The 10,211-nt window shown below is 67.3% G+C and carries 13 protein-coding genes; 10 read left to right on the forward strand and 3 right to left on the reverse strand.

What is annotated here, in order from left to right:
- Positions 1 to 7 precede the first annotated feature (7 nt).
- The 6 genes from ABZS29_RS08090 to ABZS29_RS08115 all read left to right on the forward strand — a co-directional run bounded on the left by ABZS29_RS08090 (position 8) and on the right by ABZS29_RS08115 (position 4,878).
- On the forward strand, positions 8 to 916 hold the full coding sequence (locus ABZS29_RS08090) for a sugar ABC transporter permease (protein WP_355459654.1): 909 nt from the start codon (positions 8 to 10) through the stop codon (positions 914 to 916).
- A complete protein-coding gene (locus ABZS29_RS08095; protein WP_355459656.1) occupies positions 913 to 1,755 on the forward strand; it encodes a carbohydrate ABC transporter permease in 843 nt (280 codons plus the stop codon). The genes ABZS29_RS08090 and ABZS29_RS08095 overlap by 4 nt, the downstream gene beginning before the upstream one ends.
- Positions 1,756 to 1,778: 23 nt before the next feature.
- Positions 1,779 to 3,179, forward strand: a complete 1,401-nt coding sequence (locus ABZS29_RS08100) for an ABC transporter substrate-binding protein (RefSeq protein WP_355459658.1) — start codon at positions 1,779 to 1,781, stop codon at positions 3,177 to 3,179.
- Between the two features lie 292 nt (positions 3,180 to 3,471).
- Positions 3,472 to 3,696, forward strand: a complete 225-nt coding sequence (locus ABZS29_RS08105) for a hypothetical protein (RefSeq protein ID WP_355459660.1) — start codon at positions 3,472 to 3,474, stop codon at positions 3,694 to 3,696.
- A gap of 116 nt (positions 3,697 to 3,812) precedes the next feature.
- The gene (locus tag ABZS29_RS08110) at positions 3,813 to 4,418 is read left to right on the forward strand and encodes a TetR/AcrR family transcriptional regulator (protein ID WP_355459662.1); all 606 of its coding nucleotides are present in this window, start codon (positions 3,813 to 3,815) and stop codon (positions 4,416 to 4,418) included.
- A gap of 10 nt (positions 4,419 to 4,428) precedes the next feature.
- Positions 4,429 to 4,878: a VOC family protein gene (locus ABZS29_RS08115; protein WP_355459664.1), complete on the forward strand. Its 450-nt coding sequence runs from the start codon at positions 4,429 to 4,431 to the stop codon at positions 4,876 to 4,878.
- A 141-nt stretch (positions 4,879 to 5,019) separates the two neighbouring features.
- Here ABZS29_RS08115 and ABZS29_RS08120 read toward each other — a convergent pair whose 3' ends face one another.
- Both ABZS29_RS08120 and ABZS29_RS08125 read right to left on the reverse strand, forming a co-directional pair.
- On the reverse strand, positions 5,020 to 5,193 hold the full coding sequence (locus tag ABZS29_RS08120) for a hypothetical protein (RefSeq protein WP_355459666.1): 174 nt from the start codon (positions 5,191 to 5,193) through the stop codon (positions 5,020 to 5,022).
- Between the two features lie 152 nt (positions 5,194 to 5,345).
- On the reverse strand, positions 5,346 to 6,056 hold the full coding sequence (locus ABZS29_RS08125; RefSeq protein WP_355459668.1) for a hypothetical protein: 711 nt from the start codon (positions 6,054 to 6,056) through the stop codon (positions 5,346 to 5,348).
- Between the two features lie 49 nt (positions 6,057 to 6,105).
- On the opposite strand from ABZS29_RS08125, the gene ABZS29_RS08130 reads away from it, so the two are divergent.
- A complete protein-coding gene (locus tag ABZS29_RS08130; RefSeq protein ID WP_355459669.1) occupies positions 6,106 to 6,975 on the forward strand; it encodes an alpha/beta hydrolase in 870 nt (289 codons plus the stop codon).
- Positions 6,953 to 7,495, forward strand: a complete 543-nt coding sequence (locus tag ABZS29_RS08135; RefSeq protein WP_355459671.1) for a GNAT family N-acetyltransferase — start codon at positions 6,953 to 6,955, stop codon at positions 7,493 to 7,495. The genes ABZS29_RS08130 and ABZS29_RS08135 overlap by 23 nt, the downstream gene beginning before the upstream one ends.
- Here ABZS29_RS08135 and ABZS29_RS08140 read toward each other — a convergent pair.
- A complete protein-coding gene (locus ABZS29_RS08140; RefSeq protein WP_355459673.1) occupies positions 7,485 to 8,399 on the reverse strand; it encodes a cyclase family protein in 915 nt (304 codons plus the stop codon). The genes ABZS29_RS08135 and ABZS29_RS08140 overlap by 11 nt on opposite strands.
- 44 nt (positions 8,400 to 8,443) lie before the next feature.
- Between ABZS29_RS08140 and ABZS29_RS08145 the strand changes: the two genes are divergently transcribed.
- Complete coding sequence (locus tag ABZS29_RS08145; protein WP_355459675.1) at positions 8,444 to 9,715, forward strand: alpha/beta fold hydrolase; 1,272 nt, start codon at positions 8,444 to 8,446, stop codon at positions 9,713 to 9,715.
- A 36-nt stretch (positions 9,716 to 9,751) separates the two neighbouring features.
- Positions 9,752 to 10,123 carry an FKBP-type peptidyl-prolyl cis-trans isomerase gene (locus ABZS29_RS08150; RefSeq protein WP_355459677.1) on the forward strand — a complete coding sequence of 124 codons (372 nt, stop codon included), beginning with the start codon at positions 9,752 to 9,754 and terminating at the stop codon, positions 10,121 to 10,123.
- Positions 10,124 to 10,211 lie beyond the last annotated feature (88 nt).

The following is a 10,211-nucleotide window of genomic DNA, read 5'->3' on the forward strand; positions in this document are numbered from 1 at the left end:
TAAACGCTTGACTACCCAAACCGCATCCGGGCGGCGGCCGACACCGGCCTCGCTGCTGTCCTGGCTGATGCTCGCCCCCTGCGTGGTCGTGTTCGCGCTGTTCATCGTCTGGCCGCTCGGCAAGTCGGTCTCGTTGTCACTGCACGGCTCCGACCTCTTCGGCCGGCCCGACGCGTTCGTCGGGTTGCAGCACTACCGCGACATGCTCGGCTCGGCCGAGTTCCGGCACATCCTCTGGGTGACGCTGGCCTTCGTGCTGCTGACCGTGATCCCCGGGGTCCTCGGCGCCCTGATCGTCGTACTGCTGCTCGAGCAGCACATCAAGGGCATCCGGATCTTCCGGACCGCGTTCGCGCTGCCGTTCGCCTTCTCGGTGGCCAGCGCGTCGGTCATCTTCGCCACCATCTACAACCCGGCGATCGGGCTGGCCAACGGCATGCTCGGCAAGTTCGGCGTGGACCGGATCGGCTGGCTGACCGATCCGTCCTGGGCGCTGATCAGCGTCGCGATCACCACGGTCTGGATGAGCATCGGCTACAACGTGCTGGTGCTGTCGGCCGGGATCGGCGCGATCCCCGACGAGATCAACGAGGCGGCCACCCTGGACGGCGCCGGCGGTTTCCGGGCCGCCCGGTTCATCACCATCCCGATGCTCGGGCCGCAGCTGTTCTTCCTGGTCGTCATCTCGACGATCCAGTCCCTGCAGGGCTTCGGCCAGATCAAGATCCTTACCCCTGAGGGCGGGCCGGAGCAGTCGACCAAGACGCTGGTCTACTCGATCTACCACACCGCCTTCGCGAACAACGCCAGCGATTTCGGCGCCGCGTCGGCGCAGGCGATCGTGCTGCTGATCATCCTGCTGATCTGTACGGCGATCCAGTTCGGTGTCCTCGAGAGGCGGGTGCACTACAAGTGAAGCCTGCACGCGTCATCACCTATCTGGTCCTGATCGGGGCCGCGCTGCTGGTGATCTTCCCCGTGTACTACGTGATCGCGGGCTCGGTGATGTCACCCGGCCAGATCTCGTCGTACCCGCCGGATCTGTTCCCGCACGGGATCTTCACCGGCAACTACGAGGGCGCCACGCACTCCGGTACGCCGATCGGCCAGCAGTACGTGAACTCGATCCTGCAGACCTCGGTCATCACGCTGTCCCAACTCATCACCAGCGTGCTCGCGGCGTACGCGTTCGTCTTCATGAAGATGTGGGGCCGGACCGTGCTGTTCGGGCTGTTCCTGGCCACGCTGATGGTGCCGTGGGAATCGATCGTGCTGCCGAACTACCTGACCATCACCGGCTGGTCGATCGGCGGCGAGCGGCTGACCGCGTCGTACGCCGGAACGATGCTGGCGCTGGTGCTGCCGTTCCTGGCGAACGCGTTCGGGGTGTTCCTGCTCCGGCAGTCGTTCCTGCAGTTCCCGCTGGAGCTGCGGGACGCGGCGACGATCGACGGCGCCGGGCACTGGCGGTTCCTGACCCGGATCCTGATGCCGCTGAACAAGCCGGCGCTGATGGCGGTCGGGCTGTACGTCTTCCTGTCCGCCTGGAACCAGTTCTTCTGGCCGTTGCTGATCGGCGACTCGGCATCCCGCCGTACGTTGCAGATCGGGATCAGCCAGCTGAACGACGCGGAGGCGGCCGACCCAGGACTCATCCTGGCCGGCGTCACGCTCTCCATCCTGCCCACCCTGGCCATCGTGATCTTCGGCCAGCGCTTCATCGTCCGCGGGCTGACCGCGGGCGCGATCCGTTGATGTTCTTGAGAGAGGTGACTGTGATGCGTTCTATCCGACGTACGACGTCCGCGTTGTCGGTCCTGGCCGCGCTGGCGCTGGTCGTGGCCGGCTGTGGCGGCAGCGACTCCGGCGGCGATTCCGCCGGATCGGTGGACGCGCCCGACGCGAGCGCGCTCGACAAGGCGACCGGCGTCACGAAGGTCACCTTCTGGCACGGGATGAAGGGCGCCAACGGCGCGGCGATCGACAAGCTGGTCGCGGCCTTCAACGCGGCCAACAAGGGCAAGATCGAGGTCACCGCGGTCTACCAGGGTGACTACGACGACACGATCACGAAGTACAAGACCTCGGTGCAGCAGGGCAACACGCCCTCGCTGGTCCAGATCTACGACATCGGGTCGCGGTTCATGATCGACTCCAAGCAGACCGTCGCGATCCAGAAGTTCGCCGACAAGGACGGCTACACGCTGGACTCGATCGAGCCGAACATCGCGAACTACTACTCGATCGACGGCAAGCTGAACTCGATGCCGTTCAACACGTCGATGCCCTTGCTGTACATCAACAAGGAAGCCTTCGTGAAGGCCGGCCTCGACCCGGCCAAGCCGCCGGCCAACCTCGACGAGATCATGGCCGCGGCCAAGAAGCTCACCATCAAGCAGGGTGGCAAGACCACTCAGTACGGCTTCAACGCCGCCATCTACGGGTGGTTCGTCGAGCAGCTGATCGCGCAGTCCGGAACGACGTACTGCGACAACGACAACGGCCGCAAGGACCTCGCCTCGAAGGTCGACTTCGACGGCGAGCAGGGCGTCAAGATCGCCACCTGGTACCAGGAGATGGTCAAGCAGGGCCTGATGCCGAACACCGGTAAGAAGACCGACGACGCCCAGGCGGTCTTCAAGTCCGGTACGTCGGCCATGCACCTGGAGTCCACCGGCTCACTGCGCGGCTACATCGACGCGGCCAAGGGCAAGTTCACCGTGATGACCGCCCCCTTCCCGCACCTGAGCGCCTCCGACACCGGCGGCCCGATCATCGGCGGCGCCTCCCTCTGGATCGACGGCCCCGGCCACTCCGACGCCGAGAAGCGCGCCTCCTGGGAGTTCGTGAAGTTCGCCTCCTCCCCCGAGCAGCAGGCCGCCTGGCACACCGGCACCGGCTACTTCCCGATCAACTCCAAGGCCCTCGACCTCCCGGCCGACAAGGCCTGGGTGGCGCAGTACCCGCAGTTCACCACCGCCATCACCCAGCTCCACAACACCAAGCCCACCAACGCCTCCTCCGGCTGCATCCTCGGCGTCATGCCGCAGGCCCGCAAAGCCGCCGAAGACGGCCTCGAAAAAGCAGTCCTCGGCACCGACCCGGCCGCAGCCATGAAGGCCGCCGCCGAGTCCGTCAAGCCCCAGATCGACGCCTACAACAAGGCAGTCAAGAAGTAACCCACCAACAGCCGCCCGGGGTCGTCCCGGGCGGCTGTTGCTATTCCCCCGCGCCAGCTACGCCCGCCCCCGTTTGCGCGCTACCGCGCTTCCATCCAGCGCTGCCGCGCATGTGGGCGGGAACATCGGCGGTCTCATCGTCGGCACGGCCGGTACGGCATCCGGTGCCAGGGTGGGCTACGCCGGTGGCATCCCCGGTGCCGTCGTCGGGTTTTTCGTGCGTGGCGGGGTTGGGTACGAGATCGGCGACAAAGTGGGCCGTTCACGCACTGACGAGGATTGACGACAACTGATGAAACTCAAGCCCTGGGAAACAGTCTTCACGGTGGTCTGCGCTGCCGTCGGAATCATCGCCTTCGTCATCCTGCTCATCCGTGGAGAAGGGCTGACCGACAACCTCTCGGTCGTCCTCTTCCTGATGACCATCGTCCTGCTGGCGGTACCGATCACCATCGTGATCGGTAGCCGCATAGGCCTTATCGCCGCACGACTGATCTCGGGGGACAGGCACAAATAAAACGCGTCCCGGCTTGGGTGGAGATCCGCATCGCAACCGCGAGACGCCGCGCCACTGAGGCCGGGTCATGTTCAAGGCGTCCGAACCGTTGACAAGATTTTAACAGCGTGCAAATAATGCTGACTGTGTTAAAGGGTTCTGGTGACTGGCGCGAGGCCCGGCGGGAGAGTGCCCGGGCTTCGGTACTGAGGGCTGCGTGGGGGTTGGTGCGGGAGGACGGGCTGGCGGCTTTGTCGCTGCGGGAGCTCGCTCGCCGGGCCGGGATCACTACGCCGACGGTCTACGCGTACTTCGAGTCGAAGAACGCCATCTTCGACGCGATGTTCGCCGAGGCCGCGCAGGCGTTCGTCGACCTGAAGGCCGGCCTGCCGGTAACCGATGATCCGACCCGGGACCTACTGACCGAGGCAGAAGCCTTTGTCAGGTTCTGCGTCGACGACGTACCGCGGTACCAGTTGCTCTTCCAGCGGTCCGTGCCCGGCTTCACGCCGTCACCGGAGTCCTATGAGCTCGCGATCAGTGCACTGGAGAACACTCGCGAGCTCCTCGCACGCAACGGCGTGCACGATCAGCGGCACCTCGACATCTGGACCGCCCTGACGACCGGTCTGGTCGACCAGCAGGTCTCCAACGAGCCTGGTGGCGACCGGTGGACCCGGCTCGTCGCGGACGCGACCGAGATGTTCCTCGCGCGCTACGCGTCCGGGGAAGCAAGAACCTGAAGGGGGAAACATGTCCACAGTCACCCAGCCCACGCTCCACCATCTGGCCCTCACCGTGACCGATCTGGAGGCCAGCGTCCGGTGGTACGGGGAGGTCTTCGACGTTCATCCGGTGATGGACATTCCGCACCGCGGAGGGGTGGGGCGGATCCTCGCGGACGCGGACCACCGGTTGATGATCGCGCTGCACCGGCACGACACCAACAACGGACGGCTCAGCGCCGAGACGGCGACCGGGCTCGACCATGCCGGTTTCACCGTCGGCACCCGCTCCGATCTCGAGCAGTGGCAGGAGCACTTGGAGGCTCATGGTGTGGTCCGCGCGGACACCGCCGACAAGCCGTTGACCCAGTCGCCGATCGCCGACGAGCCGTACGCCTCGGTGCTCGTCTTCCGCGACCAGGACAACATCCAGCTGGAGCTCTTCGCACCGAACAACGCGCCGAGCGACAGGACGTAGTGCCGAGCCGCCGGCCGACGTGGGGCGGGCTGCGGCCGAGGCGGGAGGACCGTTGTCGCGTCGGGAGCGACACGTAGTAGTGCCGCTCGCGGCCCCCGGGCGCCTTCGCGTGAGCGTGCGCCGGCCTTCACTCGCTGACTTCTACGTGTCCTTGCCGACGGTGTCGTCGTCGCGGTGGCGCGGTGGTGGTTGCGGACGACGGTGGGCCCAGATCACCGCGATCGCGGTGCCGACGAGGGCGACGGCCATGCCGGCGGCGGCACCGAAGCGGGTGATCCCAGGAGGTGACCGCCCACAGCACCGACTGAGCCGCACATCAGGAATGCTGCCCCGCCGATCGTCGTCACATCGCCGCCCTCGCTGAGGTCACGGAAGCGGGTGGCGAGTGGTTTGCGGCGGCTGGAGAACATCAGTAGCTGGGCGCTGATGACCGTGGCGACGAAGAGCAGCAGGGCGTACTTCACTGGTTAGTAGTGCCAGTAGTAGCGGGCGTCGGCGTTCCACGACACGGGGACCGTGGTGTGGTTGGTGAAGGCCATGCCTTGGCCTTTGGCGAGTTCGAGGGTTCGGGAGAGTTGGAGGGAGTAGGAGTGGTTGTTGTCGTCCCACCATTGCTCGAACTGGGTGATGCAGGTTTGGGCGGTGAAGTAGGGGTTGGAGCAGGGGTGCGGGGGTGACCACTTCTGCAGGTGGCGGAAGTTGACGGTGGTGGAGTTGTTCGGGGGTTTGATGGTGCCGGTGGCGTCGAGGCAGTAGCCGGTGCTGGGGATGCTCCACTTGACGTAGTGCTGGCGGCCTTCGGCGGACGGGATGGGCTGCAGGTTGTTGCAGTTGGCGTCGCCGAGCTGCTCCGAGGTGACGCGCTGGATCTGGGTGAGCGGGCGACCGGCGCCGTCGTTGTAGCCGTCGAGGAGGACCCAGTCGCCGGAGCGGATGAAGTGTTCGGCGGACTTCGGCGGCCAGGTCTTGGGGTCGCCCCACGAGATGTCGGACTCGGTGGCGCTCAACGGGGTCCAGGCCCACTGGCCGGCCGCGGTTCCACCGGCCCAGTACTGTCCGGCCGACTTCTCGAACATCAGCGAGTACTCGCCATAATTCGGTACGGCGGCCTGCGCCGTACCGGAGGCGGTGATGGTCAGCGCGACGGCCGCGATCGTCGCCAGAAGTTTTCTCCGCATGGGCTTCGAGGGTAGTGCCGTGCAGGTCCAGGATGAGTAGGCTCCAGCCATGACGGATCCGGTCACGAGCACGATCAACATCCCCAACGTCACCCTCACGTACGACGTCCGCGGTGAGCTCGCCGAGCGCGACCAACCGGTGTTGCTGGTGATCGGCTGCCCGATGGGTGCGAGCGGCTTCCCGACGCTGGCGTCGCACTTCCCGGAGCGGACCGTGGTCACCTACGACCCCCGCGGCGTCGAGCGCAGCGTGCGCACCGACACCGGCGAGCTGAACCCGATGATCCACGCCGGCGACCTCGCCGTACTGATCGAGACGCTGGACGTCGGCCCGGTCGACATCTTCGCGAGCAGCGGTGGCGCGGTGAACGCGCTTGCTCTTCTGGCCAACCGCCCCGACCTCGTCAACACCCTGGTCGCGCACGAGCCACCGCTGGTCGATCTCCTTCCGGACAGCGAAGCCGCGCGGGCCGCGACTGACGACGTCTACGAGACCTACCAGCGCGACGGCCACGGCGCCGGGATGGCGAAGTTCATCGCGCTCGTCGGCTTCGAGGGCGAGTTCCCGGCCGACTACACCGACCGGCCCGCGCCGGATCCGGCGATGTTCGGCATGTCGGCGGAGGACGACGGTACCCGCGACGATGTGCTGCTCGGCCAGAACATCCGCGGGACGACGTCGTACCAGCCCGACTTCGATGCACTGGCCAAGGTCAAGGACCGGCTCGTGATCGGCGTCGGTGAGGAGTCCGGCGGGCAGATGGCCGCGCGCGGCGGGCAGGCTGTGGCCGACCGCCTCGGGCTCACGCCGGTCGTCTTCCCGGGCAACCATGCCGGCTTCCTCGGCGACGAGTACGGGATGCCCGGCAAGCCGGCCGAGTTCGCCGACAAACTTCGTGAGGTCCTCACTGCTCGCTAATACGGCGTTCGCCGCCGACCAGCCGGTGCTCGACAACCTGCGGCCGTGGCGCAGCACCGACGTACCAGCTGTGATGTCGGCGTTCACCGACGCCGACATCACGCATTGGCACGTCCTGCGCATCGAGACCCCGGCCGCGGCGGCGGACTGGCTGGCTCAGTGGCGCGAGCGCTGGGCGGCCGCCGAGGCTGCCGCCTGGGCCATCACCAGCGCCGACACCGCAGTCGGCCAGATCGGCCTCCGGCACATCGACCTCACCAACGCGACCGTCAGCTTGTCGTACTGGATGCTTCCGAGCGCCCGCGGTCAAGGGCTGGCGCCGCGCGCGATCGCGACCCTCGAGCGCTGGTGCTTCGCTCTCGGCTTCCAGCGCATCGCGCTTCAGCATTCGACTCGCAACCACGCGTCCTGCCGAGTCGCCGAGAAGGCCGGCTACCTCCTGGAAGGCACTCTGCGCAGTGCTTGGCAGTTGGCCGACGGCCGTCACGACGCCCACGTGCACGCTCGGACTAGCTCGTAGCGACCTTCGCGTAGGCGCGGACCGGGAAGGTTCCGAGGCCCTCGATGCGGGGTGCGGTCGCGGTGAACAGCGCGCCGATGGGCGGGACCTCGCTCAGGTTGGTGAGGTGTTCGACGACCGCGATCCCCGCTCCGAGCAGCAGCGTGTGCGCGGGCCGGGTGCCGTCGGTCATGTCGTCGATGTTGGCCGCGTCGATCCCGACCAGTACGGCGCCGCGGTCGATCAGCCACTCGGCGCCGTCCCGCGTCAGGAAGTGCGCCTCTTCGACGTACTGCGGTGTCCCGAACCGCGCATCGTCACCGGTGTGCAGCAGGACCGCCTTCCCGCGCACGTCGTACGTCGCCAGCGCGGCCGCGTCGATGCCGAGCCGGCCACTGTCCTGCACCCGTACGACGACCGTCGGCAGATCGGCCGTGCGCTCGAGCCTGAAGCCGGTCAGATCGTGCCCGTCGGGGTAGCGGTGATACGGGCTGTCCATGTAGGTACCGGTGTTCGTCACCATGGTCAACAGGCCGATCTCGAACTCGGTACCCGGCGCATAAAGCTCTCGCGACGCTTCCCTGGTCAGCTGCTTGCCGAAGCTCGGCGCCGGCAGATTCGGCAGCGTCACCATGCCGTCCCGGATCACGTGACTGAGCTCGACGTACGCCGCCCGCCCGCCGCTCGCCGCACCCTCGGCAGCGGGCCCACCGCGCGTGCCTTTGTGGGCGGCCTCGACCACCTCCACATTGCTGAGCTGAACCTCACCAGCCATCAGCAATCCCAGCGAGCCGAGGAAGAGCTCGCCGATCTCCGCCGGCGTGACGTCGGCCGACGGCACGTCGACCAGGAACCCCTGGACCTGCAGTCCACCGCCGTTCGTGAAGGCAACCGTGGCATCGAATCGCGCGCGATAAGTCGGCATGATCGCCATTCTGCGTGACCCGCCGCCGTCCGAGGATGGGGCCTATGCCAAGACTGCCTGGGTTGGTTGTCACCGACCATCTGTTCACCGTTCCGCTGGATCACTCCCGGCCCGACGGCGAGACGATCGAGGTGCTGGGGCGGGAGGTCGTCGCGACCGGCAAGGCGGACGCCAAGCTGCCATGGCTCATCTATTTCCAGGGCGGCCCCGGCCTCGCGGCACCCCGGCCGAGCTCGGCGAGCGGCTGGATCGAGCGCGCCACTCGCGACTACCGAGTGTTGCTGCTCGATCAGCGCGGCACCGGTCGCAGTACGGCGATCACCGCGCGGACCGCGGCCTCGAAGACGCCGGCCGAGCTGGCGGCGTACCTGCGGCTGTTCCGCGCGGACTCGATCGTGCGCGACGCCGAGCTGATCCGCGCGCAACTGAGCCCGGACGAACCGTGGACCAGCCTCGGCACCAGCTACGGCGGTTTCATCACGCTCACCTACCTGTCGCTCGCGCCCGAGGGCCTCAAGACCTGCCTGATCACCGGCGGTCTGCCCGGTCTCGACGCGACCGCGGACGACGTTTACCGGCGCACCTATCCTCGGGTCGTCGCCAAGAACGACGCGTTCTATACCCGCTACCCCGAGGACGTCGAGCGTGTCCGCCGGATCGCCGACTATCTGCGGGATCACGACGTACGGCTGCCGAACGGCGACCAACTCGACGTACGGCGGTTCCAGCTGCTCGGAGTCGGTCTCGGCATGGGCTCGGCGGCCGAGACGCTGCACTGGCTGATCGACGAGGCGTGGGACGGCGACGTACTGGATGACGCGTTCCTGCACACAGTGATGAACAAGACGGCCTTCGGGATCGAGCCTCTGTGGGCGGCCATCCACGAGCTGATCTACGCGCAGGGCGACCACCTGACCAACTGGGCCGCAGCACGACTGCGTCCCGCGGAATTCAGCCCCGATCAGGACCGGCTGCTGTTCACCGGCGAGATGGTCTTCCCGTGGATGTTCGAGCAGATCTCGGGTCTGCGGGAGTTCGCCGAGGCCGCGAACCTGCTCGCCGCCGAGGGCGACTGGCCCCGCCTGTACGACGTCGATCGGCTCGCCGCGAACGACGTACCGGTCGCCGCTGCCATCTGGCACGAGGACATGTACGTCGACGCAGACCTCTCCTTGCAGACCGCCGCCCGCATCGGCAACATCACCACCTGGATCACCAACGAGTGGCAGCACGACGGCGGCTCCGCGTCCGGCGGCTCGGTCCTCGACCGGCTGCTCCAGCTCGCCGCCGATCTGCCACCGGTCAGTGGGGGGTGACCCAGGTCCGGCCGGGCGTCTGGTTAGCTTGGTGGCATGACTGACAAGCCAGAGATCGACTTTCCCGACGGGCCGCCGCCGGCGGATCTCGAGATCACCGACATCACCGTGGGCGACGGCGACGAGGCCGTAGCCGGCTCGCGGGTGAACGTGCACTACGTGGGCGTCGCGCACTCGACCGGCGAGGAGTTCGACGCGTCGTACAACCGGGGCGCGCCGCTGGGCTTCCAGCTCGGCGTCGGCCAGGTCATCCAGGGCTGGGACACCGGCGTCCAGGGCATGAAGGTGGGCGGCCGCCGCAAGCTGGTCATCCCGCCGCACCTGGGCTACGGCGACCGCGGCGCCGGCAGCGCGATCAAGCCCGGTGAGACGCTGATCTTCGTCGTCGACCTGCTGAGCGTCGGCTGACCTACTCCCCCAGGGCCCCCGCGATCCGTCACAATGACGGCATCGCGGGGGTTCTTCGCGTAGATGTACTCATCCGCCTCGCCCAGCG

This window comes from Kribbella sp. NPDC005582, assembly GCF_040605415.1.
In the GTDB taxonomy this organism is placed as follows: domain Bacteria; phylum Actinomycetota; class Actinomycetes; order Propionibacteriales; family Kribbellaceae; genus Kribbella.

Coding starts and splice junctions, on each gene's coding strand:
- ABZS29_RS08100 (WP_355459658.1), top strand. CDS start 1,779: ATGCGTTCTATCCGACGTACGACGTCCGCGTTGTCGGTCCTGGCCGCG.
- ABZS29_RS08105 (WP_355459660.1), top strand. CDS start 3,472: ATGAAACTCAAGCCCTGGGAAACAGTCTTCACGGTGGTCTGCGCTGCC.
- ABZS29_RS08110 (WP_355459662.1), top strand. CDS start 3,813: ATGCTGACTGTGTTAAAGGGTTCTGGTGACTGGCGCGAGGCCCGGCGG.
- ABZS29_RS08115 (WP_355459664.1), top strand. CDS start 4,429: ATGTCCACAGTCACCCAGCCCACGCTCCACCATCTGGCCCTCACCGTG.
- ABZS29_RS08125 (WP_355459668.1), bottom strand. CDS start 6,056: ATGCGGAGAAAACTTCTGGCGACGATCGCGGCCGTCGCGCTGACCATC.
- ABZS29_RS08130 (WP_355459669.1), top strand. CDS start 6,106: ATGACGGATCCGGTCACGAGCACGATCAACATCCCCAACGTCACCCTC.
- ABZS29_RS08140 (WP_355459673.1), bottom strand. CDS start 8,399: ATGCCGACTTATCGCGCGCGATTCGATGCCACGGTTGCCTTCACGAAC.
- ABZS29_RS08145 (WP_355459675.1), top strand. CDS start 8,444: ATGCCAAGACTGCCTGGGTTGGTTGTCACCGACCATCTGTTCACCGTT.
- ABZS29_RS08150 (WP_355459677.1), top strand. CDS start 9,752: ATGACTGACAAGCCAGAGATCGACTTTCCCGACGGGCCGCCGCCGGCG.